The sequence below is a fragment of the Vibrio sp. JZG120 genome, assembly GCF_053890955.1.
Genome location: NZ_JBSRRK010000012.1, coordinates 15725 through 40576, shown reverse-complemented (window position 1 = coordinate 40576; position 24852 = coordinate 15725). Strand labels below are relative to the sequence as shown.

Here is a 24852-nt window from a genome sequence, read left to right as displayed (position 1 = left end):
CAAATTACATCATTACGACGTCAAACTGTTCCTGAATGTACAGGGGCTCAGCCTGAACTCGCACTTGCTTGCCAATAAATACTTCGAGCTCAGCCAATGCATGAGACTCATCACCCAACAGCGCTTCAGCAACAAACGGCGATGCGTACACAACAAAATTATCGGCGTCGTAAGCACGGTTTACACGAGTAATCTCGCGTAATATCTCAAAGCACACAGTTTCAACCGTTTTCACGCTACCACGGCCCTCACAAGTAGGACAGCCAGAACACAAGATATGTTCAATACTTTCTCGTGTGCGCTTACGCGTCATCTCGACTAAGCCGAGCTGAGTAAAGCCGTTGATGTTGGTTTTTACTCGATCTTTAGCCAGTGCGGTTTCCAATGAGGTAAGCACTCGCTGACGGTGCTCTTCAGACGCCATATCGATAAAGTCAATGATGATAATACCGCCGAGGTTACGTAAACGCAGCTGACGAGCAATAGCTTGCGTTGCCTCAATGTTGGTATTAAAGATGGTCTCTTCAAGATTACGACGACCAACAAATGCACCAGTGTTGATATCGATAGTTGTCATGGCTTCAGTTTGATCGATGATCAAGTAGCCACCCGACTTTAGTTCAACCTTGCGCTCTAAAGAACGCTGAATTTCATTCTCGGTGTCGTACATGTCAAAGATTGGCTTGTCACCTTCGTAAAGCTCAAGCTTGTCTGTTAACTCAGGTACATACTCAGAAGTGAATTCTTTCAGGTTTTCATATTCGAGGCGGGAGTCGACCATGATTTTATCGAGCTCTGTGCCGACAAAATCACGCAGAATGCGCTGGGCTAAACCAAGTTCACCGTAAAGCGTTGAACGCGTTTTGTATTTTGAACGACGCTCCATGACTTTTAGCCACAAGCGCTTAAGAAATGCCGCGTCTTGAGAAAGCTCTTTTTCATCTGCGCCTTCCGCTGCGGTACGAATGATAAAACCACCGTGCTCATCACAGTAATGATTCACCACTTTTTTCAGACGCTCGCGCTCTTTCTCACTCTCAATACGCTGCGAAACACCGACATGACTGGCCCCCGGCATAAAAACAAGATAACGCGAAGGTAAGGTGATATCCGTCGTTAAACGCGCGCCTTTCGTACCGAGCGGATCTTTGACCACTTGTACAACAATGTCTTGCCCCTGACGTACCAGCTCAGAGATATCACGGACTTGAAACTGCTGTTTTTCGTTCTCTGCCACACATTCGGTATGCGGGACAATATCTGACGCATGTAAAAACGCCGCTTTATCTAAACCGATATCGACGAAAGCCGCTTGCATACCTGGCAGTACTCGGCTGACTTTGCCTTTGTATATATTGCCCACAATGCCGCGACGCGATTCGCGCTCGATATGTATTTCTTGTAGTACTCCACCTTCAATCATGGCCACACGAGTTTCACTCGGGGTCACGTTAAGCAGCAATTCTGCACTCATGTGCACACCTCAAAACAATTATAAAAATTCTTGAATTAGCTGATCGGTTTCGAACAAAGGTAAGCCTACTACAGCGTGATAACTGCCTTCGATTCGGGTGACAAATCGCCCTCCGAGTCCCTGAATACCATAACTTCCAGCTTTATCGCATGGCTCTCCTGACTGCCAATATTGTTCGATTTCTTCGTGAGTCAGTTGTTTGAACCACACGTCAGTGGTAACGACCACTGAATGTTGTTGTTCCGATGATACAACGCTCACCGCAGTCATCACTTGATGACGACGACCCGATAAGTCAGTAAGCATACGCTTTGAATCTTCAAAACTTTTTGGTTTTTCTAACACACGGTCATCGCATACTACGACCGTATCAGAGCCCAATACAACGGAATCAGGCTTAGCCAACGCTAAGCCTGCCTGAGCTTTTTCCAAAGAAAGACGCAACACGTAATCTCGTGCTTGCTCATGAGCCTGTTTGGCTTCCTCAATATCAGGCAATACGATCTCAAAATCATAACCCAGTTGAGCAAGCAGCTCTTTTCTTCTCGGAGAACCCGATGCGAGAACGAGAGATAAGCTTTTCTTCACCGCTTTACCTTACGTGCCATGCACGACGAACTCGTCGCATTAATAAAAACATCCATGGCCAAAGTATACAGTTTATTGCCGCCGTCCACAGAGATAATGGATTAAATACTACGTCCTGGTTCAAATATTCCCCACAGAATATCAAAACTTCCAATAACGCAGTAAAAAAGGCAATTAAAATCGACTGTTGCCACAATGCCATGTTACGAATCAACAGGAAATTCAACGCCACCAGATAGATGACAATCGACATCATCATGCCGCGAATTCCAAGCGTTGAGCCGATCAAGATATCCCATAATAAGCCCAGCACTAGCGCGGTTCCAACGTTCACTCGGTGCGGCAGTGCCAACACCCAATAACAAGTGACAAGAAACAACCATGATGGACGTAAAACATCCAACACACCTGGCCACGGAATGGTTTGCAATACCAGCGCAACGAAGAAACTGACACCAATCACCATTCGGCTGCTCACTACATTATTGGCCATCAGTTACCTCTTGTTCTTCTTGCTCTAGCCCTTCATCCACATTGGATCGCAGCACTTTGTGTTGACGATCTTCATTCGGCCAAATCAGCAGTAGGTAACGTAAACGATCAAACTCTACAACTGGCTCAGCCTTGATTGACGCAAACTCTTGGCGCGTATCGTGATCCACATTGGTAACCGTCGCGACTGGGTACCCTTCTGGGTAAATCCCACCTAGGCCGGATGTCACCAATAGATCGCCAACCTGAATATCAGTACTGGTTGGAATGTGCTCCAGTTGGATTTCATCCATTTCACCATTGCCCGACGCGATAACTCGAATATCGTTACGGATCACCTGGACAGGAATCGCATTTTTCGCATCCGTTAGCAACAGAACACGTGCGTTGTGCGCTGCGACAAACGTGACCTGACCAACAATGCCTTTTTCGTTGATCACTGGCTGTCCGACGTATACACCGTCTATTTGTCCTTTATCAATCACCACTTGATGACGATAAGGTGAGGTATCAACCGCCATCACTTCAGTTACGACTTTCTTTTCATCCCGGACAAATGAAGAGCCTAACAATTTGCGTAGACGTTGGTTTTCTTCTTTATATTGATCGAGCAAGATCAGCTCGCTTTTCAGGCGTAGCACTTCTCGCTTTAAGTTGCGATTGCCTTCAACTAATGCCTGACGAGTATTAAAACGTTCAAATACGCCATCGAACATGCTGCGAGGCAAATTGGCTGCGTATTGAATGGGCGCAACCATACTGTTCAATAAGTATCGGACGTTGGAAAACGTATCTAGACGACTATCAGCCAGCATTAAGCTCGCCGACACGATGACAGCAAAAAACAGACGTAATTGCAGAGACGGACCTCTGCCAAAAATCGGTTTCATCTTGTTTTTGACCTGATTGCTTCCATGATTATTGAGCCTTACTTGGCAACCTAAAAATACTTAAATAAATACTTTTAGGTATGGAGCATGTTTGAATTACAGAGAGAGCAGAAATGAAGGTGAAGCCCGACATGAGCTTCACCTAAACCTTTATTCTTCAGAGAACAGATCGCCACCGTGCATGTCGATCATTTCTAGTGCTTTACCGCCACCACGCGCAACACACGTTAGTGGGTCTTCCGCGATAACCACAGGGATACCGGTTTCTTCCATTAATAGACGATCGAGATCTTTCAGTAGCGCGCCACCACCTGTCAGAACCATGCCGTTTTCAGAAATGTCTGAAGCAAGCTCTGGTGGACACTGCTCTAGTGCAACCATGACTGCTGAGACGATGCCAGATAGCGGCTCTTGAAGCGCTTCTAGGATCTCGTTTGAGTTCAGGCTAAAGCTGCGTGGCACACCCTCTGCAAGGTTGCGACCGCGAACTTCAATCTCTTGAACTTCATCGCCAGGGTAAGCAGAACCGATTTCGTGTTTGATCTTTTCAGCCGTTGCTTCACCAATCAAGCTGCCGTAGTTACGACGTACGTAGTTGATCACGGCTTCATCAAAGCGGTCACCACCGATACGTACAGATGATGAGTAAACCACACCGTTTAGAGAGATAACGGCAACTTCAGTTGTACCACCACCGATATCGACCACCATTGAGCCTGTCGGCTCAGACACGCGCAGACCAGCACCAATTGCTGCTGCCATTGGCTCGTCGATTAGGTAAACTTCACGCGCACCAGCACCGAGGGCTGATTCACGAATTGCGCGACGCTCAACTTGGGTAGAACCACAAGGAACACAAACAAGAACACGTGGGCTTGGCTTTAGGATGCTGTTATCGTGCACTTGCTTGATAAAGTGCTGAAGCATTTTTTCGGTTACATAGAAATCAGCAATTACGCCGTCTTTCATTGGGCGGATAGCGGAAATGTTGCCAGGTGTACGACCAAGCATCTGTTTTGCTGCGTGACCGACTGCAGCAACGCTTTTTGCAGAACCTACACGATCTTGACGAATAGCAACTACAGAAGGTTCATCAAGGACAATTCCTTGCCCTTTTACGTAAATTAGAGTGTTGGCTGTACCTAAATCGATAGATAGATCGTTAGAAAACATGCCACGAAGTTTCTTAAACATACTCTTCGCTCATCCTGCAAAAATATAGAAGACAAAAATTGCTCTAAATGTACCAATGCCTCGCTGTCACAGCAAGGTATTGGTACACAAACATGAGCAGAAAGCCTCAATTTCTTGCAGTTTCCTAACTTAAGGCCAAAAACCTAAGTTGTTACTGTCCGGTTAACCCTGGCTCACCACGGTAAATCACGCGATCGTTACCACGATGAATACCAAAGGTTACTACGGATGATGGGTTTTCTTCGGAGCCATCTTTATCCCAGTCGTATTTGAGCCAAGGTAAGCCATTTTTTGAATCATCAAGATCTAACCAAACGCGCGTTTGCTGACGGTATGGTTCAGCTTGAGTTGCAGTAACAGAACGAGAAGAACCTGAGGAAACGGTACCACCAGCTCCTAGTGTAACCGCTTTAGGATCAGCATCAGTACCTGTTGGCCAGATATGCGTTTCAGCGGCAGTGACACCTTTCACATCGGTTTGATTGTCATCAGGGTTGGCGATAAAGCGGCTACCATTCCAGTACTCCACTCGGAGTGGTACGCGCAATTCTTTGCCTTGGTTCCCCCCAACATCGTCTAGGTCAACACGACCGAAACGAATGTCTGGTTGTTTCCGTAGCTGCTTCACACCAATACTCACACCAGCTTTGTCTAATGATGATGAAGATAGCTCAATAGAAATAGATGTATCTGATGAATTCTCTAAGTAGTTTAAGGGGCCGTCAGGTTTAGTTACTACTTTATTCCACACCAGTCCACTAGCGCTATATTTCCCTACGCTTTGCCCTGAAACATAAGGCCCTTTACTTTCGTTCAACCAGTTACCAGTGTATGTGGACAACGCACTAAACCTACTAACATTGGCAGAGTTATTCTCGTACAAGTTGAATTTCGCGTGGTGAACTTCATCAAAATACGCATAGTTACGCAATGCACCGCCTCCTTTCGACAATGCTTCTACGTAAAACTGTTTTAACCCAAAAGGCTGCCCCATATACGTAAATGTTTGGCTATTTGGATAATCCCATATATTGTTGTACGAAGTTGTTTGATCGCTACTGTAAACATTGAATTTACCAGGGTAGAAACGCCCAACATTTAGCGTTGCATCTGTAATTTTGAATGCAGCACTGCCTAGATACGACGAATACGAATCACCATTACCCGCAGAAGGAGCAGATACGACAAACTTAAACACTCCAACATCACTCACTGATTGCTTGAATGACACACTCCCTTCGCTCCATTCGGCATCATCAGGCAACATATCAACTAGTAGAGTTGCATCAACGACACTTCCTTCATCTAGTTTATCTGGCTTTGGATAAACTAGCGTATTGGTAATTTTGATGTCAGGTTCTCGATAATTCTTAGCCTCAGCACCGCCATCCTGATAAGCCTTAACGAACATGGTGAACTCTTCCCCTGCGGGGATATAACCATCACAACCAGAAGAGCAATCACCTCGACCACTGACACTCAAGCCCAACTTCGCAGGAAAACTAACAAATGTTCGATAACTCTCAGCTTGCTTTTTGTTGGTTTCAGCTAGGACTCGAGCAGAAACTTTTAGCCGTCCTACTTCAGGGTATTCAACATTAAATACAGCTTTGCCATTTGTGCTAAAAAACACGTTAGGAATTGTTACCCAGTCATTAGGTTTAGTCATAGAGATAGCCTGTTCAAACTGACTATTTTTCCCTTTAAAGCTCACCTTAAGAGCTGGTGTGTAACTCGGTTTACTTGGCTCATCATAATCGAACTTCATTTGAATATTTCTAAATAAACCTTGGGATGGAACCTGCGATGAACTTGACTCACAAAGCATTAAATTTGGATGATAATTTGCACTTGGACTCTTTAATTTGTACTGAGTTTGCAAATCGCCAGAGTTATTAAAGAAAGGTAGTCCAGATATTTTATCTGGGATCGACAACGTGATTGAGCTTGCAAAACTGATCAAACAGCTAGGATCAAAGTCGTCTTCACCAAATAATTTACATTTAACTGGTTCTATATTAGGGGAGATAATTGATGTACGAGCAATGCCAAGCTTGGCTTGTTCCGCTCCCTCTGAGCGCACTTGTAAATTAGCACTATGTGTAAATATCAACGTATTATCTACAAGTGGCTCACCTTGCGAGTTTAACCACTGAGCGTCATGCATATCAGATAAGGTAACCTCTAACTCCTTAGGATTCGTCATCCCCTTCGGAGGATACGTCTCATCACATTCAGGGGTCATGCAAGCTGTAAGAGTTACACTTTGAGCATCGCAAACATTTCCGCTTCCATCGTAAGTGAAGCGAAAATGATCGATCTGAGGCTCTTTATTGAATCGATCTGCACATATATTAACATTGTCAACTTCATGAATGTTGGTGCTAGCCCCAGTCCCCGAAGTAATTGAAACCAAGAAGTCTTTCGGTAATTGTGGCTGACCAAACCCATCCGCTATATTAAATGGCTCTATCAAGCTTTCCCAAGCAGAACCATTAATACTGCGCTCGATGGAAACCCACACTCCACTGTTTCTCCCCACAATACCGTTCCGAGTATCTACAGTGACTCTAAATTTATGCTTATCATACGGAGATCTTCCGCCTCTTTCATCCAGCGGACCGACGTCTGTATTATTATTAATGAACTTATAGCCACCAAACCACTCTTTGGTATCTGATCCGTTCATTATTTTTTGATAACCAGCCCCACGAATGGTGACAGAATGCGGCTTTCTGCCTGGACGCGTTGCTGAGTCATCAAAACTACCTTCGTTAGAAAAATTACCGTACTCATCAATACCAAACGCAACCCACCCACCAGCAAAGCCCTCCATTCCTGGTTTGACACCGTAGCCCAGAGGCCCACCTAAAGCACCTGGAGATGGGGGAACATTTGCATCAGAAAGAACAATAGCAATACCATCACCACCAGTTCGCGTGCTGCTATGTCGTGCATAGTGGTCGAATGTTACTTGAACAACATTATCCTCAGATGGGATAGTTACTTTGAATGCTGAAGCCGTAGATTGATCGTTTTGGTTTGTGGATACGATAAATCGACCAGAATCGACATAGGGAACCGTGCTCTTTCCCCGCCCCATAACAGTCCAATTGCTCAGTGGTTTTTCAGCATCGAAGTTCTCAACCAAACACTCGACTGGTTCTGGAATAATAATTTCTGGAACCATATCAGGACACACATTTTCTAGGAAGTCTAGCGGGCAATTACCTATGGCTTGCGAGTTATCACAGTTAGGTTCATCTGCACCACAATAGATTTTTGCATTATGAAAATCATATGAATGACCAACAACAGAACCACACACACTTGAGTTCTTTACAGTTGCGTTATGACTTGCATGTATAGCATTTGTGTAAGCGTAAATGCCCCTATTTTTATTTTCTTTGGAATTGTCGAGTTTAACTTCTGAACCTCTGGAGGTAACTTGACCACATACTAGGGACTTTTTAATTTCAACTTCGTGTAAAGCTATCAAATTTCCGTAAACGGAGTTACCGCCTCCCGCCTCTTCAAGCTTTATTTCTTCGCCGAGGCTTTGGATGTCTCCAACAACCTTAGTGCCCTTTAAAACCACTTCGTGCAATGCTTCAATGTCACCGTAAACTTGATTATTCAAATTTTCTGTTTTTACAGCCCCGCCTTTACTTGTTACATCACCACGAACTACAGTCTGCTTCAATACAATGTCCCCATGAGCAACTACATCGCCTTCGATATTATTACTGTTTACCTCTGTCTTTATCTGCCCAGCGATACTGGTAACTCCACCTTTTACAGTAACTTTTGAGAGAACAATATCCTTCGCTCCCCAAATGTTACCTTCAATAACATTCCCTGTACCTTTAATCTCTATGCCATCCGTAAGACTTGTAACATTTCCTGCCACTTCTGCACTTTCAAGATACACGTAACCGTGAGACGAATAGATGAAACCATTTATGTCGATATTATTTTTTAGTTCAACACTTCCATGGGCTTCAATATTGCCGAAGAGTCGAACTTGATTTCGGCCTTTCACATTACTGGTTTTAGCAAGAATATTAATAGGGCGAATAGAGCTGCCAATTACATTTTTTCCTTTAAATTCGACATCACCATAAACTAGAATATTCATTGGCCAGTCGGAAGAAATTGACTGCCATTTATGTAGGTATAACCCGTTCGGGCAAACATAATCATTGTAACTATAATAACCATCACACAGGTTCCCTCTCGATTTCATCGTTCCCTTACTAATTGACCAATATGGTGTCATATCAAAAGTTTCAGCAGAAAAGCTCTTAAGAGAAAACAAACCAAAAAATAAAGCAGCAATTATTTTTCTTTTCATTATTCTAATCCTTAATCCAAACCTCTTGTCTGCGTTCAACCAAGCTCAATCCAGAACCACACTGGACTGCGGCTTCGATACGATAAAATGTTTGGCTATCTAACTTTTTATCGCCCCCGTCACACACAAGCGAAACTAATCGGCAGCTTCCGTAATCAATGCTCTCTGAGCTTGGCGCTTTACCATTGACTTTATTACTGCAATTGCTTCCCACATCTGGTTTTTCATCGTTAAGTGGGTATATTTCAGTGAGTGCCCACTCTATTGAAGATTGAGCGTAAAACCATGCTTGTGTCCCTAAAAACTCACGAGTCATTGAGTTTTGATTAGACCAATTGGTCTTTGTGAGCGTCGCTCCTAGATATCCCATAACAACAATCACGAACAAGCATACAATGAGTACATTTCCACTGTTTTTCTGTTTATGGGACATTTAACACCTGCACATCTTGTTGGTAGGTACTAACTTCACCATTTTGTTCAAAAGCAAATTTGAGATAGACAATCCCACCAGTCTGTAAACTCACATTCGTGTAATCAAATTGACTGTCACCTGCCACAATATTTTCAACAACAGTGCCATTGCGAGTTAAGCGATTAGTATGAGCCCCGGCTTTGACAATGCAGTATTCAACTTTGGTTGCTAACTGATATAGATAAATACGATGAGCGATCGAGTCACTAGGTAAAGATCCCGTTAAGCTAAAGCGATAAAAATTGGCATTACCATTGCTATCATCACCATTTAAAGGAAGGTCACTATTAATTAAGTGATTACTCACAGCGCCTGATATCAAATCGTCATAGCGTGTAGGATTTATGACAAAGCGTATCTCCTCGGAGGCTTTTAATGTATCTCCTAGAACGTTTTCCCCAGTGATAAAAAGCAGATCGTTGCTGGTTGGTTCTTGAAAGTAATAACCGGAATTTAAAGTTGGAACAAACGACAGGCAGGATTCGTTCGCCGTGTTTGTCATTGCAAAACTATTGGGAACGGCGTGTCTAATTTCACGCGCCATTTTTTCTAGCACAAATTGAGCTTGGGTCTGAATTCTTTGTCTTGAACTCGCATCAACATACCCTTTCATCCCAACTTGAACATAACCCGCAATCCCCAGCATGATGATGCTACCAATAACAATGGTCAGCACGAGTTCTATGAGAGTGAAACCTCTTTGACTCATTAATAATTACCTCTGTAACCAACCAATGAAATCGCTAACGAGGAACCAGCAAATATATCCAGCTTCACTTGCTTCATTTTAGGAACACTTCCTTCGAGCTCTGTCGTTTCTACCGCAACCTCTACACGAAAATTGACATAACTACTGTCTGCACTATTACCGACAACATCTGAGAGTTGGTATTTTTCGATCCCTGACGGACAACTATTCTGAGTATTTTCGGTGTACCAACAACCAATATAGTCATCAACGTCATTAAAAGCAGAGGGCGAAGTCTCTCCATCTCTTCCAAGAGGTGAGCAAGCGTCTGCCCCGCTTTCGCCGCAGCGGAGCATGCCACCATTGTCATCATAATAATGGTCAAAATTGCGGGCCAAAATTTGCGACATCATACTATGCCCTAAAGCAATGGCTCGACTTTGATAATGGGAGGTGGAAGCATCTTTAATTTGTGGTATCAATGCTGTCGAAAACATCACCATTGCGATTCCCATCAAGACGATCGCAATAATCATCTCAATAAGCGTCATTCCTCGAAGCGTTTTTTTGCATTTCATCGTCATGAACAGCCACCTTTACTTACGTAGCCTTGCTCATTAATTGTGACCGTACAGGTTTGAGAGCTATTGTTTTCGCTAATAGAGATAGTGACCGAAGAAGGGGTCGGATTTCCTAGAAGATCAAATTTAACCTCTTGAACAGGAGAAAAAGTAACACTGCTGTCTTCGACCCAATCACTACGACTACTGGACTGAGATGAGCAAGAGGCTTTTGAACCAATACAATTGGTTGCTATGGATAGAATAAAATCGTTATTTCCTACCGCACTACTGACATTTGATTGCATGCGATTCACCTGGACTTGGCGAACAACAGAAATGACTTGATCTTGAATTGCGACGGCAGAAATACCAGTGCGTATAAATCGACTGGATGCATAAAGCGATAATATAGAGAGGATGACGATTACCATGATCAGCTCAATGAGAGTAAAACCTGATATCGTTGAGCGCGACTTCATACTGAGGAACCTTCGGCTTACAACAAGCGATTAAATTATAAGCAAAAAAGCATGGTGATTTTGGACTAAAATCACACTTCTTTTACGTAGCAAACAAGATTGCTCTAGGTTAGTTTTTCGATCTATCGATTTCTTCTTCAATCCGATCGTAAGTTTCTTTATTGCTCAGCGTTTCAGAAACGTGCTCGGCGGTTTGCTTAGTTTGCTCCCACTTTGCTTCGTAAGTTTCTGGCTCGAAGCTGATAAATCTTGGTAATACCACATAACCGATCACACCTAAGATAATCAGCACAACGACAAACTCTATCGCACTAAGACCCGATGTTTTACGCATATGAACTATTCCGAGATTAATCAAAATAAAGAGAAAAAGGCCAGACTAGCTGGCCTTTTCAATTAGATTAAGCGCCACAGCCAGAGCCTAACACAAGCTCAGTTGAAGCAGCAGCAGAACTTTGTGCTTGATTATATTTCACCACACATGTCGCTGTATTATCAGCTGCTCCTTTGAAACTAAATGTAATACTCTCACTACCCTCATCTGTCACGCTTGACACCTTTTTCCAGTCACCAGTGGTTGCATCTAGACCATTAACCGCTTTCATAATACCTGTCTCATCTGCCGTAGGAAAACCATACGCAACCGTAATATCATCAACTTTAACATCATCACCTGCTGCTTTAGCTTCAATACCATCAATTGCAGCCTTACCATAAACAATGCCTGCCGCACCATCAATAGCGCCTTTTAGGCCTTGAAGCGAAGATTTACGAGCATCATCTTGCAGGTTAAGGAAACGTGGCGCTGCAGTTACCGCTAGAATACCTAGGATTACAATTACCACTACCAATTCGATAAGGGTGAAACCACCTTGTCTTTTCATTGTTTACTCTCTCTATGTAAGCATGCAGTACAACTGCAAAGTTTCGTTTAGGTCACGCGACCATTTTGGATATTGTCAAAACGGTTTGGGGCAGCAACGTTCACTAAAACTGACCGTGAAGTGGATACTGTATCTACCGCTTGAGCAGAATGACGATTCGCCATTATTCAGTTCATGCTGCAATGAGAAAAACACATTATTGTTTACCCTCTATTACAGCGTCTTACTTATGGTAATGATTGCATTATACCGACTTTCATTACCAATTATAGTGATTAGGTGTCAAAAAATTCACTCCGCCGACATTTCGACGTCTATTTTCAGTTGATTAGCTGTTGAAATAACTACAATCGACTGACCATTTTCATAAGTATATTGACAGACATAACGATCAGTTTTGATGGCTCCACTGATATCTATTAACTTATTGGTCATTATTTTACGTTGTGGATAATGCACTGCTAACCAATAACCACAATCTAAAACACCTTGCTGAGTAAAGGGAGATACTAGCCCGCCCTCAGTCATGGTGAGATTAAAACCATCCATCAGCATATGTTCTGGCTCGCCTTTTACGAGCCAAGCTTGACGATAACGCTGAACACTATCTTGCATCCAAACTCTCGCCAACTTCGCTCCGGTCACTTGCGCCTGCTCGGTAACAGGACGTAATTTGACCGCCAAGCCAACAGCAATGATGGTAGCAATTACCCCAAAAACGATTAGCGTCGCTCGACTTTGATTTTCAACCACCTATTAGCCGCCTTTGATGATGTCTAGCATTCCCCACATTGGCAGGAAGATACCCAGTGCTAGCACCATGACCATGCCGGCGACAATCACCAAAAGTAGCGGTTCTATTCTTGCGGTTAGTGTTTTTAGATCGTAATCAACTTCTCTATCGTAAAAATCCGACACTTCTAGCAGCAGCTCATCAATACGACCGGTTTCTTCCCCTACTGCAATCATCTGAATCACCAAAGGGGTAAAGATTTTACTGTTGATGGCAGTCACTGAGATGGTGCTACCCGCTTCAATCGCGGATTTCATCTCAAGAATTCGATTTTCTAAAAAGCGGTTCCCCAGAGCTTCCCCGGCTAAAGCTAAAGACTGGTTAAGTGGAACGCCTGACTTAAGCATCAACGAGAAGGTTCTGGCAAAACGGGAAAGCTGCGCGCGATTAACGATATCGCCCACAATTGGAAGCCGAAGCCGAAACTTATCGAACTTTTCCCTACCATCAGCCGTCGCCACCCAGGCTCTGAAAACCGCAAACGCGCCAATCATTGCCACAATCAACAACACCCAATAATTAACAAAGAAATTAGAAGTAGCGATCAAAATACGCGTCGGCAACGGTAGCTCAACCCCAAAGCGCGTGAACATCGATGCAAACTCAGGGATCACCAAGATATTCAATATAAACATGGCGATGGTGATAAAGATAATGACAAACGTCGGATAACGCATCGCCGCTTTGATGCGTTTACGAGTCTCGAGTTCCTGCTCGTAGTAATTCGCCAGTTGCAATAGCGCTTGATCGAGTCGACCCGTATTCTCACCTACATTGATCATAGAAACGAAAAGCGGACTGAATACTTTGCTGTGTTGCTGCATTGCAGAAGACAGACCGCGACCATTACTCAGTTCAGAAACGACATCTTCCAGTGCCTCTTTGAGCTGTTTGTTTTCACAATTTTGCAGCAGGCCACGCATAGAACGCAGCAACGGTACGCCCGCTTTAGTTAAGCTAAACAACTGGCGAGAGAAAAGAATGATCACTTCCAATGGAATGGCTGGCACAAATAGCTTAGACAAGCTCATTTGGCTTTTTGCCGACTCTTTCTCTAACCGCACATTGAGCGGGATGATCCCTTTGTTCATCAACGCTTCCGCTGCAGCTTCTGAGTTCACTGCCTCGATTTTGCCGTTAGTGGATGAGCCGTCTAGAGTACGACCTTGATAACGAAAAGTTGGCATTCACTTACCTATATGAAAATGGGATCAGTCTTACCAGAAGCGTCACCTTCACCTAGGGTCATCACTTCATCCAAGCTGACGGTGCCTTGCAGCGCCAGTTCCATCGCCGAGGCAAGCAGCGGCTTATAGTTTTCTGAGCGACGCGCGGCTTGGGCAAAGCCAACCGCATCATTGGCGCGCAGTTTATCCATCATTTCTTGCTCCAGTTCGAGCATTTCAAACACACCGATTCGGCCTCGATAGCCAGTCAAGTTACAGTTTTGACAGCCTGCACCTTTATAAAAAGTGGTGCCCACTTGGTTTGGAAAACGCCCAGCTAACCACTGTTGGCGTGACTCGTCTAGATGGTCTTCTGTTTTGCAATCTGGACAAACACGGCGAACAAGACGCTGCGCCACCACGGCTCTGACCGCACTAGCAACCAAGTAACCCGGTGCGCCCATATCGATCATGCGTAACGCACTGTCGACAGCATCATTGGTGTGAAGAGTGCTCAATACTAAGTGACCCGTTAGTGCAGCTCGTAGACCAATTTCTACCGTCTCTTGGTCACGCATCTCACCAACAAGAATGATGTCTGGGTCTTGACGCAAGAAGGTTCGAAGCACACGCGAGAAAGTCAGATCGATCTTACTGTTTACCTGTACCTGAGTGATGCGAGGCAGGCGATATTCAACCGGGTCCTCTGCTGTAATGATCTTTTTCCCAGGTTCGTTGAGCTCACTTAATGCGCCGTAAAGCGTGGTGGTTTTACCTGAACCTGTCGGCCCCGTCACCAAGATCATGCCGTGCGGACGAGCCAACTGTCGACGTAAACGAGCAAGCAAATCTGGCGGCAAACCTGACTCTTCTAATGGACGCAAACCAGCAGACTGGTTAAGCAGACGCATTACCACGGACTCCCCGTATTGCGTTGGTAGCGTCGACATACGAATATCGATTGATTGACCACGCACTTTGATATTGAATCGGCCATCTTGTGGCAAGCGCTTCTCAGAGATGTCTAGGTGCGCCATCAACTTCAATCGAAGAACCAAAGCCGATGCGATATTCACTTCATTCAGGATGGTTTCATGCAGTACACCATCAATACGCTGACGTAAGCGCAATATCTGATCGTCTGGCTCAATATGAATATCCGATGCCCCGACTTGTACCGCATCTTCAAACATGGAATTAACCAGCTTTACAACGGTAACTTCCTCACTGTCGGTTCCATCAATACCGTAATCGAAGCTTTGCTCGTCTTTATGCTCTTCATGCAACTGTTCCGCGAAAGAAGCGATCTCTTTAGTGCGGCGATAATAGCGGTCAAAGCTTGAAATGAGTTGGCGCTCTGAAGCCACAATGAACTCAAGGTTGTATTCACCTAGCAAATTCATCAGTGACTCTTGGATGAACAAATCTGCAGGGTCACTCATAGCAACGCGCAACGTGTCCCCATTTCGAGCAACGACCATCGCACGTAAGCGACGTGCGTGTACCTCAGGTAGAATCTGTACCGCTTCCGCATCCACAGGGGCACGACCAAGATCGATCAATGGCAAACCAAGTTGTTGGGACAAGAAGTCCAACATTTGCTTCTCAGTAATAAAGCCGAGATCAATTAACGCATCGCCTAGCTTCTGCCCGGTACTACGTTGTGCGTTTAGTGCTTGCTGGATTTGTTCTTCAGAGACGATGCCTTCTTCAACCAGAAGATCGCCTAAGCGTTTTCTCAACTGAATTTTCATTGTGCATTCTCCAGCTGTTTCAAGATGCTCAAACGGTCACGAATAAACGCTTGCGATTGATTCGAAATGCCAACTTTACCCAGAGCTTGGTTGTAAGAGTTGATCGCGGCGGTAAACGTCAGCGCGCGCTCTTGTTGAATCGCTAAACCTAGCCACCAGCGCGCATTTTCCGGCTCACGTTGAGTAAGGAGTTGATAACTCTCAAGCGCAATATCATTCTGCTTGTGTTTTTGTGCCAATGCCGCACGCATCGCCAAGTAATCTCGACTTGGTCTTGGAGGCAAATGCACAAGCGGACTCAGCGCCGCTTCAGGTTGATTAGCTTTCACTAACAACTTAGACAAGGCCAAACGAAGTACTTGGTTGTTCGTGTCAAGGTTGATCCCTTCTTGGATAATCTCATACGCTTTACGCGTGTCGCCTTTGCCAAAGTACAACGCCGATAATTTTTGACGCGTGTCTGCATTCATTGGCTCATAACGTAACGCCTCAGCATAAGCCGACAACGCCGTTTGCATATCGTTAGCATCCAGTGCTTTTTCCGCTCGGCTAACCGCTTTAAGAGATAACTGGCGGTGCGTCAGCTCAACCTGCTCAATACGCATTGAACTGTTTTCTGCTGTCGTGCGGGTTACGTGATTAGATTGCTCATCGCTTGGCATCGTTGCCACTTGCGCGAGTAGCACTGCATCTTCAGAGACCGCATTTACCTCCGCTCTTGGCGTGAACCTATCAGTCTCAGGCATATGAAGCTGTTGCGCAGCCGGTTGTGTCACTGGCTTCGTGTAAACCACATGGGCTGTCTCGGGCGTCATTTTACTCGTTGGCGAATGAGTACTCTCTGATGATGTGATTGACGAAGCATTCACTGACGACAATGGCATGGTTTCTGTTTGAGCAGATGAAAGCTCGCCTGAAGGGATAGGACCGCGAGAGACCGCCCAGCCGCCCACCGCAAGGCTTAACGAGAAACCAGCAACGAGCCAAAGCCAAGGTTTACTGCGTGAAACGTTGGGAATGTCCGCACGAGTAAGCTCTGACGGTGATGTTTTTTCAGCGAGTTCTGATAATGCTTTATTGATGGCACTCAAGGTTGACTCCATCCCCAAAATACGGGTGTTTTAAACTTAGGTTTACGGGCATCAAACGTATCGTGCATAGCTGCGTAAACGTGATGATTTTTTAATAGTGTGCAACGATCATTAAATGCCGCAAGCAACGACTTGTGGCTAATTTGGTTGATCAAACGTGGAATCCCCATGGATGAACGCCAAATCGCTTTTTTCTGCTCAATAGAAAAAATGTGCGCTCCATTGCCTGCCTTGTCTAAACGATTATTGATGTAAGCCACGCCTTCATCGATAGAAAGAGGACGCAGCTGACAACTAAACGTAATACGTTGACGAAACTGCCTTAGCTCGTGGCTGGCTAACCGCTCATCCAACTCAGGTTGTCCGAATAACACCAGTTGAATGAGTTTATCTTGTTCCGTTTCTAGGTTACCGAACAGACGCAATGTTTCTAAAGCTTGTGGAGAAAGAGCTTGCGCTTCATCGACGATCAAGACGGTTTTCTTTCCCGCAGAATGCACTTGAATCAGGTGTTCTTGAATGAGAGAAACAATACGTAGCGGGTCATCGTTCTCGATGCCTAACTCTCTGGCGACAGCAAACTGCAACTGCTCTCCATTCAAAACTGGATTAGGTAAGTAAATCAGCTCGACTTCAGATTCAATCTGCTCAATTAACTTACGACACACCATGGTTTTTCCGGTGCCGACTTCTCCCGTCACCTTAATCACCCCTTCTCCCATTTGCACAGCGGCTAAAATGGTTTGGATCGCCTCATAGTGAGGGACTAACCCCAAGAACATTTCTGTGTTTGGGGTTAACGAAAAAGGCTGAACTCGAAATCCAAAATGTGACAAGTACATACTCGAATCACAAACTCATTGAAAAACGGAACCTTTCCCCGCGCTTATTGCGCATCTGGGAACCACTCTTGCAGCAGATCACGAGAGCGCTCTAGCTCTTTCTGCCAAGAGTTCACACCAACTACGGTCGGTTTTAGCAAGATGACCAATTCTGTTTTCTCAGTCACGTTATTTACGTTGCGGAACAAATGCCCCAATGCGGGCACATCGCCTAAGAATGGGACTTTAGAAACAAGCTCACGATTTTGCTGTTTCATCAAACCGCCGATAACCACAACATCGCCATCTTTAGCACGAATAACCGAGTCAGATTCACGAATAGAGCTTTTTGCCAATGGCAATTGGATGTTTTGGAACTCACCGCCCAAGTTCAATTTCTTCACTTCTTCCGAGACTTCAATAACCGCAGGATGAACATGCAGGAACACATTGCCTTTGTTATCAATTTGCGGAGTCACATCGAGAGAGATACCTGAGAAGAATGGTGTCAATTCCACTTCTGGAACGGCATTTGAGTTTTCACCGTTGCCTGCATTGCTCGATAACTCGGTAACAAAATACTCATCGGTACCCACTTTGATGACCGACTTTTGGTTGTTGGCTGCGGTAATACGAGGGCTCGAAAGAACGTTCAAGTCACCTTGCGTAGACATAAAACTCAACACAGCATTGAAGTTGCCATCAGAGATAGTCACGTTGGTTTGGCCGCCCAATAGCGTGCCAATCGCATCCAACGGTGGTAATGCCGACGCTGGACGGTTCACTACGACACTACCCGAGTTACCAATTGACGCCGATAAGTTCGACCAGTTGATGCCTTGTTGGTAGCCATCATTCAACGTCACTTCTAGAATTTTAGCTTCAAGAATGACCTGACGCTGCATGCGCTCCTGCGATACACCTAAGAACTCACGGACTTCTCGAATATCATCTGGAAACGCTCGAACCGTAATCACTCCTGCTTGTGGTGTTACGACAACACTTTGTCCTTTGCCTGAACCAATTAGATTCGCAACGGCTTGCTGCAGCATCGGCCAGAAGTCACTTTCAGTGATGGTTTCGATGCGCGTACCGCCCGTAGAAGTCGTCGAGCTATCGCCGCTGTTACTTCCATTGTCAGAGTCTGATGAGTCAGAACTGTCTGAGCTACCGCCAGAATTAGACGTACCAGCCGAGGTCACTGAGCCCGTGACAATGCTCGTCAATGATCGACCAGAGCGTTTGAACTGGAGGTAATCAACAGGAATGGTTACCGTACGCATACCAGCAGGGTAGATTTGAATAACTTTGCCAGACTTCACCACATCATAGCCATACATGTTCTGTACAACGCTCAGGACTTCATCCAACGTAACATCTGACAAGTTGACGGTGATATTACCTTGTACCGCTGGATGAATCGCCACACTGTACTCAGTGCCTTTGACTAGCGAGGCAAAAAAGCTTCGTGCATCGACCGCATTCGCTTGAATACGGAAACGCTTCGAGGTGCCTTGCTCTGAAGCAACATTCGAGTCTAAGTTAGGCATCAGGTCCGCTTCGACAGAAGAAGGAATTTCTTCTAACGTGCGGCTGTTCGCTTGATTGATAGATTCATTGAGCGCTTCTTTGACTTCCACTGGGTCACGATGACCCATTGAACATCCCATTAAAGAAGCAATCGTTATTCCTACAACTAATTTGCGCATATCTGATCAGGCTCTGGTTATTATTTTTTTACGTTTAAACCAAAAAGCTCTAGGTCCCACTGACGGTTACCACGCTTTAAAGTTACAAATTCACTATTAATGCTCGCGACGCGATAACCCTTAAATAGCTCGCCTTTTTCAACAAGCTTGTTATCCATAATCGCGACACAATCAGTACTTGGCTTACACACAATACTGTTGAGCATAGGCAGTCGGTACTGTTTTGCTTTTGGTTTCGCTGACGTTTCAACCGCAGGCTTTTCCCAGCCAAGTGGTGCCGTTGGATCTTGGTTCGCCCAAGCGGTTCCTGCCGCAGCCATGACAAGCAATGAGATGATGAGTTTTTTAACCACCAATAAACTCCTCTCGAGATCCTAGTGTGTAGACTTCCAACACAAGCTTCGCTTTCGGGTACTCTTCGACTTTGTAACTAAAGCTGCGCCAATAATAACTGGCAGGAAGGCTCTCCAATTTATTTAGGTAATTGGCAATAGAAAAGTAGTCGCCAGTCAGCTCCATACGTACAGGGTGTACGTAGTAACCAGAGTATTGCGATGCTTCTTTATCTTCCGTAATTGGCTCAGATGGCAAAGTTTGCAAAGACAAAAGGTGAATGCCACTTTGCTGCTCTAATACATTTTCCAGCAGCTCAGCCATTTGCGAAGGTGTAATAAGGTGTTCGATGATCTCCGCTAGCTGCATCGAAAGGTGCTGACTTTCTGTTAGCAGGTTAGATATCGCGCGATCAATCTCAGCGTTTGGATCTTTCTTCAGCTGCGCTTGAATACGTAGCGTGTCGATTTCAATCTTTTGATTGGCTTGCTTTAAATTGCTTAGTTGCCTCTCATTACTGATGATCTCGTTAAGCTTTGGTTCCAGTACCAGCGTAAAAAGCAACATGATCACGACAACTAAACCACACAGCGCGATAAGCACTTTTTCACGCGCGCTCATTTCGCCAAAGCGCTCTTCTAATGAGAGCCAGAATTCGTTCATTTCTCTTTATCCTCGCGCGTTTTTAGTTCAAACGTCACAATATCCTTATCATTTCGGCCAATTTTGACGTCGTCAAATGTCCGGCCAACCAAGCTAATCTCAGTTTTAAATTGGTTAACCCAACTTGGTACTGAGCTCGGCTTTTTCGCCAGTCCCTTCAGATCTAAGGTATGGTTATTGATTCGAATTTCGGACAAAGAAATTTCTTGGTTTCCTAGCTTAGCTAATGATTGCATAACGCCAGAGTAACCCGTGCGCTGCGAGTCATCGTATTTCCCGACGGCTTTAAGAGAGTCTCGCTTCGCCTTGACTTCACGCTCTAGGCGGGCTTTAGCTGCCAGCTTATTATTGTCGGGTTGATGCTTACGTAGCTTGACTTGATAGCGTTCAAGCTCTGACTTCATGATATCGCCTTTGCTTTTTACAATAGCAATTTCATCTTCTAAACCGCTGCTCTGCCAAGTCACATAGCCGTAAGAGAGTAGAATGGCCGCAGCCGCGACACCCCAAGATAACGCGATATTTTTTAGTGTCAGGAGCTCTTTTTTCGGCTTTAAGTAATCAGGGTATAAGTTAACGCGTCGAGTATTAGAAGCCGCAGCAGCATCTGCTAAAACGTGTCCTGATAACTCATGTTCTGGTGGTAATAACGGAGAAACTTTAGTGCTTAAACGATAGTTCAGAGACTGAACAAGCTCACTCTCATCCTCCTCATCACAACACACTTTCAATTGATGCAGCTGCACATGGCGCAACTGAGAAGAAAGATAATCAATCGAACGTTGCAGTTCTAACGAGAGGCTATCCATCTGTAACTCGCTAGACGGAACCCCCGTTAACGGTGGCGTCACACTGCGAATCGAACGATGGAACGCGATAGTATGTTCGACAAAAGCGCTAATACGGAAGTGACCACGCACACTGCGTTGTAATAATAGGAAGTTACCTAGTTCACCTGCGGTCTCTCCCCAAATGTCGTCTTCAGGAAGAATAGCTTCTAATGGCAACTGGGCGCGACTGGCCAGTAACACGAGCTTATCCAACATTTTTCGTGATAAGACGTAAGCTTGCACTTTGGTTGAATTGGGTAGCTCTACCGCATCGGCAATGATGTCGACGGCACGCTCAGAGATCAGTTCTTTCAACAAAAACGGTAATGCTGCAGGCCATTCTTGGCGCGGCATGACAGGTTTGTCGATTTGATACATCTGATAATAGTTATGAGAAAGGACAACCGTTAGAGAATCATACGCACTCGCAGCAACGCTCAATGCTTGCTCTACGGCTTTCTCCCAATTGGATTCAGAAATATCAAATTGGTATGGGCGGCCACTTTTTATTGAAGATGATAAATAAACGGCGTCTGGCTGAATAACCAAAAAGCAGGAACGACCACCACCAGATGATCGTTTGAGCTTGTCGAGTAGTGCTTTGAAATCCATGATTATTATCTTTATTTTTTACGCCAGCGATTTCGTCTTCCCAATTTCACTTGGGATTCTGATTGAGAACTTGGCAATGCTTGTGGACGAGGAAGAAACTGCTGCTCTGCAGAGAAGTAGCGCCCTTGCCCACCATAAACCCCGAGCTCAATTAACGTGTTGAGCTCGTTTTGATTCTCAATTCCCACTGCTATGATTTTAGTTTTACTGTTTGCCGCGGCACCTAGCATGCTGCGGACAAATAGCTGGTTCTCATGTCGCTGGTCGATTTTTGCTACTAAACTGCGATGAAGTTTAAGGTAACGAATATCCACTTCTTTTAAATAGTGAGTGCTGACGATGGTTCGTCCAGCCTGCCCAACCATTAAGTGGCACCCTAAACCGGCCAGCATTTTAGCGACTGGTCGCATAAAGTCTAAGTGTCTTACAAATTGTGCTTCAACAAACTCAAAACTGAGACACTTTCTCTGTTCACGTGACAACTGTAAGAGTTCATCACGAAACCATTTAAAGTACTCTCGGTTAGAAAAAGGCGTTACATTCAAATTGAGCGCATACGATCTTGAGTTATCAAAATTATCCTTAAATTCTCTTAAGAATTTATTAATAACTGACTTATCCATTTGCGCTTCATAACCAACCTGTCTGATCGCAGAAATAAACCGAGACGCTTTAACAATACCATTCTCAGGATCGCGAATCCGGCATGTTAACTCTTCATATAATGATTTTTTATGCGTCGCGTCACTTATTGGGTGCACAGATTGTGCGTAGAGTATCACATTTTCTGGTGTAAGTGCTGTGTCAAATAACGTTCTCCACCTCACACTTCCGCGAGCTTCTTCATCGTGGTTCCATTTTTTGAAGCGACTCCAATTATTGTTATTTTGTAGTTGCGCACTACGCAAAGCTGTCTCTGCCTCATCGATGATTTGGCTGTGTCGCTCACCCTCTTTATAAGTAGTGATGCCTATATGGCACCAGTTGTCTGGGTCGAGTGGCTCTGGCGGAATTAATTTTTCTAACTGGCGAATGCATTGTGATGCCAAATTAGCCACATCTTTAGCACTTTGATGCGGCAGAAATAACGCAAAATCAGCATCGTAATAACGAGAAAATACAACATCAGGGTATCGCTGAACTAAGTTGGATAATAAACTCCCAACTTCAACAATAAACTCATCCGTAATTTGCTTATCTTGCTCTTCTTCAACCAGTTTCCAGTCTTGAATGCGTACTAGCAACACGGCGCCGCGAGCCCCACTTTCTAGTAACGCCGATTCCAGTTTACTATCAAACAGCACTCGATTGGCGGTACCTGTTAACTTATCAAGGAAGGTTTGAGTTCGAATAAAGGTATCAAATCGGCTTCGCTCTTGACGCGCATCTTGTAACTCTTCAATTAATACATCGAGCGCTTCACTGGCAGTATAAGGCCATTCTTTTTTGTCGCCTTTTGCATACTGCTCTACCCGACCAGCAAGGATCATCCTGCCTCGCTCTTCGAGCATTTCAGAGCCTTCTAATTGCTCCTTAAGCCACGCAACGCCGCGCATTAAACAGAAGATGATCAAGATAACGGCAAGCGTGATCGACCAAAGCGCCTGCATTGAGTAGCTGTAACCTAAGTAAGGCGGGATCGCTTTAAAATGAATCGTGTAATCTTGATTGTGAGTCAGTTGGTATTCTGTCTCAAACAAGACTGACGCTTCCATTTGATGAGAAGTATCTTTGAAGCGATAAACAACCGCATTGTTGGTCGACAATGTCATTTCGACAATATTGGAAGCCTGCAGCATTTTCGGCATCCAGCGCTGCATAGAATAAGCAGCGTCAGGATCTTCCATCTCCTTGTCGACCACCTCTACGATCCCTTCTAAATAATGGGTGAGATATTCCTGCCCAAGACGTTTAAAAGAGAGGGTGCCACCGACAAACAAGATAAACATGGCGCAGATGACGATCATGGTGACAAAAGCCACCAGCCGTGTGCTTAACTTAAGAGTTGGGGTATACCTCATGAATACCAAATTCCTTTTTTATTCATCATATACCTTATTGAAATATTTATACTTGATAAGAGTTCATCAAACAATCGGATTCGTCTGATAGTGAGAGGCTGGAGCATAAAGAACATCACACTCATTGATAAGTTTTATTGTTACGCCTAACCTTGCATAGATAAGCCTTTGAGATCATTAGATAGCGACAATAAAAAAGACCGCGATATTCGCGGCCTTTTCGATTCAAGCATAAGCAGAATTTAGAACGGGATATCGTCGTCAAAATCCATTGGTGGCTCATTGTACTGCTGCTGTGGTTGCTGCGGAGCCTGCTGTTGTTGCTGTTGCTGTTGCTGAGGCGCATTGTACTGCTGCTGAGCTGGTTGTTGAGGTTGACCCCATCCACCTTGCTGCTGTTGACCACCCATTGGTGCGCCGCCACCTTGACCACGACCGCCAAGCATTTGCATCACGCCGTTGAAGCCTTGAACAACGACTTCAGTTGAGTAGCGATCTTGACCGCTTTGGTCTTGCCATTTACGAGTTTGCAGTTGGCCTTCAATGTATACTTGAGAACCTTTGCGCAAGTACTCACCTGCTACTTCCGCAAGTTTGCCGAACAACACAACACGGTGCCATTCCGTTTTTTCGCGCTGTTCGCCAGTCGCTTTATCACGCCATGAATCAGAAGTCGCAATAGTAATGTTTGCTACTGCACCGCCGTTCGGCATGTAACGAATTTCAGGGTCGTTACCTAGATTCCCCACCAAAATAACTTTGTTAATTCCACGGCTGGCCATGATGTGCTCCGTTTCACTCTGGATATATAAAATTTTAGCGCATTAGAATAGCACGCTTTAATGTTTTGATTAAAGTCTAATACCATTGTGATCTAATGAGTCACCTACTAGAACCCAAATCGCATTTCAACTTACGCATGTAGCACTTTTGATTCGCGTTGCAGACATCGTTTCGTGAAGCTTTGAATTCGAACGC

General features: G+C 44.8%; 23 protein-coding genes. All 23 read right to left on the bottom strand.

Going from position 1 to position 24852, the window contains the following annotated elements:
• Positions 1 to 4: 4 nt before the first annotated feature.
• The 23 genes from rng to ACWPOD_RS19635 all read right to left on the bottom strand — a co-directional run bounded on the left by rng (position 5) and on the right by ACWPOD_RS19635 (position 24656).
• Positions 5 to 1474: a ribonuclease G gene (gene rng / locus ACWPOD_RS19745; protein ID WP_005381138.1), complete on the bottom strand. Its 1470-nt coding sequence runs from the start codon at positions 1472 to 1474 to the stop codon at positions 5 to 7.
• Positions 1475 to 1492: 18 nt separating this feature from the next.
• A complete protein-coding gene (locus tag ACWPOD_RS19740; RefSeq protein WP_104970986.1) occupies positions 1493 to 2062 on the bottom strand; it encodes a Maf family protein in 570 nt (189 codons plus the stop codon).
• Between the two features lie 4 nt (positions 2063 to 2066).
• Positions 2067 to 2555 (bottom strand): rod shape-determining protein MreD, encoded by a 489-nt coding sequence (mreD, locus tag ACWPOD_RS19735; RefSeq protein WP_012841380.1) that lies wholly within the window; start codon positions 2553 to 2555, stop codon positions 2067 to 2069.
• The gene (gene mreC, locus ACWPOD_RS19730; protein ID WP_005396268.1) at positions 2545 to 3444 is read right to left on the bottom strand and encodes a rod shape-determining protein MreC; all 900 of its coding nucleotides are present in this window, start codon (positions 3442 to 3444) and stop codon (positions 2545 to 2547) included. The genes mreD and mreC overlap by 11 nt, the downstream gene beginning before the upstream one ends.
• Before the next feature lie 150 nt (positions 3445 to 3594).
• Positions 3595 to 4638, bottom strand: a complete 1044-nt coding sequence (locus ACWPOD_RS19725; RefSeq protein ID WP_005381144.1) for a rod shape-determining protein — start codon at positions 4636 to 4638, stop codon at positions 3595 to 3597.
• 151 nt (positions 4639 to 4789) lie between these two features.
• On the bottom strand, positions 4790 to 8992 hold the full coding sequence (locus ACWPOD_RS19720; protein WP_456232154.1) for a DUF6701 domain-containing protein: 4203 nt from the start codon (positions 8990 to 8992) through the stop codon (positions 4790 to 4792).
• 4 nt (positions 8993 to 8996) lie between these two features.
• The gene (locus tag ACWPOD_RS19715) at positions 8997 to 9425 is read right to left on the bottom strand and encodes an MSHA biogenesis protein MshP (protein ID WP_167426221.1); all 429 of its coding nucleotides are present in this window, start codon (positions 9423 to 9425) and stop codon (positions 8997 to 8999) included.
• Entirely contained in the window at positions 9415 to 10176 is a 762-nt protein-coding gene (locus ACWPOD_RS19710; RefSeq protein ID WP_167426220.1) for a PilW family protein, read from the bottom strand. Before ACWPOD_RS19710 ends, ACWPOD_RS19715 begins: the two co-directional genes overlap by 11 nt.
• Entirely contained in the window at positions 10176 to 10739 is a 564-nt protein-coding gene (locus ACWPOD_RS19705) for a type IV pilus modification PilV family protein (protein WP_167426219.1), read from the bottom strand. Before ACWPOD_RS19705 ends, ACWPOD_RS19710 begins: the two co-directional genes overlap by 1 nt.
• The gene (locus tag ACWPOD_RS19700; RefSeq protein ID WP_167426218.1) at positions 10736 to 11197 is read right to left on the bottom strand and encodes a type II secretion system protein; all 462 of its coding nucleotides are present in this window, start codon (positions 11195 to 11197) and stop codon (positions 10736 to 10738) included. Before ACWPOD_RS19700 ends, ACWPOD_RS19705 begins: the two co-directional genes overlap by 4 nt.
• A gap of 109 nt (positions 11198 to 11306) precedes the next feature.
• The gene (locus ACWPOD_RS19695) at positions 11307 to 11531 is read right to left on the bottom strand and encodes a type II secretion system protein (protein WP_167426217.1); all 225 of its coding nucleotides are present in this window, start codon (positions 11529 to 11531) and stop codon (positions 11307 to 11309) included.
• A 67-nt stretch (positions 11532 to 11598) separates the two neighbouring features.
• A complete protein-coding gene (locus tag ACWPOD_RS19690) occupies positions 11599 to 12081 on the bottom strand; it encodes a type II secretion system protein (protein ID WP_167426216.1) in 483 nt (160 codons plus the stop codon).
• Positions 12082 to 12372: 291 nt separating this feature from the next.
• Positions 12373 to 12834: an MSHA biogenesis protein MshF gene (locus ACWPOD_RS19685; RefSeq protein ID WP_456232153.1), complete on the bottom strand. Its 462-nt coding sequence runs from the start codon at positions 12832 to 12834 to the stop codon at positions 12373 to 12375.
• 3 nt (positions 12835 to 12837) lie between these two features.
• A complete protein-coding gene (locus ACWPOD_RS19680) occupies positions 12838 to 14061 on the bottom strand; it encodes a type II secretion system F family protein (RefSeq protein WP_048626840.1) in 1224 nt (407 codons plus the stop codon).
• 8 nt (positions 14062 to 14069) lie between these two features.
• Entirely contained in the window at positions 14070 to 15794 is a 1725-nt protein-coding gene (locus ACWPOD_RS19675; RefSeq protein ID WP_005397401.1) for a GspE/PulE family protein, read from the bottom strand.
• Positions 15791 to 16885 (bottom strand): tetratricopeptide repeat protein, encoded by a 1095-nt coding sequence (locus tag ACWPOD_RS19670; RefSeq protein ID WP_282174961.1) that lies wholly within the window; start codon positions 16883 to 16885, stop codon positions 15791 to 15793. The genes ACWPOD_RS19675 and ACWPOD_RS19670 overlap by 4 nt, the downstream gene beginning before the upstream one ends.
• The gene (locus tag ACWPOD_RS19665) at positions 16882 to 17727 is read right to left on the bottom strand and encodes an ExeA family protein (protein ID WP_046873590.1); all 846 of its coding nucleotides are present in this window, start codon (positions 17725 to 17727) and stop codon (positions 16882 to 16884) included. The genes ACWPOD_RS19670 and ACWPOD_RS19665 overlap by 4 nt, the downstream gene beginning before the upstream one ends.
• A gap of 44 nt (positions 17728 to 17771) precedes the next feature.
• Complete coding sequence (gene mshL / locus ACWPOD_RS19660) at positions 17772 to 19415, bottom strand: pilus (MSHA type) biogenesis protein MshL (protein ID WP_046873589.1); 1644 nt, start codon at positions 19413 to 19415, stop codon at positions 17772 to 17774.
• 20 nt (positions 19416 to 19435) lie between these two features.
• Positions 19436 to 19768: an MSHA biogenesis protein MshK gene (locus ACWPOD_RS19655; protein WP_282174960.1), complete on the bottom strand. Its 333-nt coding sequence runs from the start codon at positions 19766 to 19768 to the stop codon at positions 19436 to 19438.
• Positions 19761 to 20411 carry a type II secretion system protein GspM gene (gspM, locus tag ACWPOD_RS19650; RefSeq protein WP_104974757.1) on the bottom strand — a complete coding sequence of 217 codons (651 nt, stop codon included), beginning with the start codon at positions 20409 to 20411 and terminating at the stop codon, positions 19761 to 19763. Before gspM ends, ACWPOD_RS19655 begins: the two co-directional genes overlap by 8 nt.
• A complete protein-coding gene (locus ACWPOD_RS19645; RefSeq protein WP_282174959.1) occupies positions 20408 to 21853 on the bottom strand; it encodes an MSHA biogenesis protein MshI in 1446 nt (481 codons plus the stop codon). Before ACWPOD_RS19645 ends, gspM begins: the two co-directional genes overlap by 4 nt.
• An 11-nt stretch (positions 21854 to 21864) precedes the next feature.
• Positions 21865 to 23874: an RNase E specificity factor CsrD gene (gene csrD, locus ACWPOD_RS19640; RefSeq protein WP_048626836.1), complete on the bottom strand. Its 2010-nt coding sequence runs from the start codon at positions 23872 to 23874 to the stop codon at positions 21865 to 21867.
• Between the two features lie 242 nt (positions 23875 to 24116).
• Positions 24117 to 24656, bottom strand: coding sequence for a single-stranded DNA-binding protein (locus ACWPOD_RS19635; protein ID WP_282174958.1), 540 nt, complete (start codon positions 24654 to 24656; stop codon positions 24117 to 24119).
• Positions 24657 to 24852 lie beyond the last annotated feature (196 nt).

Coding starts and splice junctions, on each gene's coding strand:
- rng (WP_005381138.1), bottom strand. CDS start 1,474: ATGAGTGCAGAATTGCTGCTTAACGTGACCCCGAGTGAAACTCGTGTG.
- mreD (WP_012841380.1), bottom strand. CDS start 2,555: ATGGCCAATAATGTAGTGAGCAGCCGAATGGTGATTGGTGTCAGTTTC.
- mreC (WP_005396268.1), bottom strand. CDS start 3,444: ATGAAACCGATTTTTGGCAGAGGTCCGTCTCTGCAATTACGTCTGTTT.
- ACWPOD_RS19725 (WP_005381144.1), bottom strand. CDS start 4,638: ATGTTTAAGAAACTTCGTGGCATGTTTTCTAACGATCTATCTATCGAT.
- ACWPOD_RS19720 (WP_456232154.1), bottom strand. CDS start 8,992: ATGAAAAGAAAAATAATTGCTGCTTTATTTTTTGGTTTGTTTTCTCTT.
- ACWPOD_RS19715 (WP_167426221.1), bottom strand. CDS start 9,425: ATGTCCCATAAACAGAAAAACAGTGGAAATGTACTCATTGTATGCTTG.
- ACWPOD_RS19710 (WP_167426220.1), bottom strand. CDS start 10,176: ATGAGTCAAAGAGGTTTCACTCTCATAGAACTCGTGCTGACCATTGTT.
- ACWPOD_RS19705 (WP_167426219.1), bottom strand. CDS start 10,739: ATGACGATGAAATGCAAAAAAACGCTTCGAGGAATGACGCTTATTGAG.
- ACWPOD_RS19700 (WP_167426218.1), bottom strand. CDS start 11,197: ATGAAGTCGCGCTCAACGATATCAGGTTTTACTCTCATTGAGCTGATC.
- ACWPOD_RS19695 (WP_167426217.1), bottom strand. CDS start 11,531: ATGCGTAAAACATCGGGTCTTAGTGCGATAGAGTTTGTCGTTGTGCTG.
- ACWPOD_RS19690 (WP_167426216.1), bottom strand. CDS start 12,081: ATGAAAAGACAAGGTGGTTTCACCCTTATCGAATTGGTAGTGGTAATT.
- ACWPOD_RS19680 (WP_048626840.1), bottom strand. CDS start 14,061: ATGCCAACTTTTCGTTATCAAGGTCGTACTCTAGACGGCTCATCCACT.
- ACWPOD_RS19675 (WP_005397401.1), bottom strand. CDS start 15,794: ATGAAAATTCAGTTGAGAAAACGCTTAGGCGATCTTCTGGTTGAAGAA.
- ACWPOD_RS19665 (WP_046873590.1), bottom strand. CDS start 17,727: ATGTACTTGTCACATTTTGGATTTCGAGTTCAGCCTTTTTCGTTAACC.
- mshL (WP_046873589.1), bottom strand. CDS start 19,415: ATGCGCAAATTAGTTGTAGGAATAACGATTGCTTCTTTAATGGGATGT.
- gspM (WP_104974757.1), bottom strand. CDS start 20,411: ATGAACGAATTCTGGCTCTCATTAGAAGAGCGCTTTGGCGAAATGAGC.
- ACWPOD_RS19645 (WP_282174959.1), bottom strand. CDS start 21,853: ATGGATTTCAAAGCACTACTCGACAAGCTCAAACGATCATCTGGTGGT.
- csrD (WP_048626836.1), bottom strand. CDS start 23,874: ATGAGGTATACCCCAACTCTTAAGTTAAGCACACGGCTGGTGGCTTTT.
- ACWPOD_RS19635 (WP_282174958.1), bottom strand. CDS start 24,656: ATGGCCAGCCGTGGAATTAACAAAGTTATTTTGGTGGGGAATCTAGGT.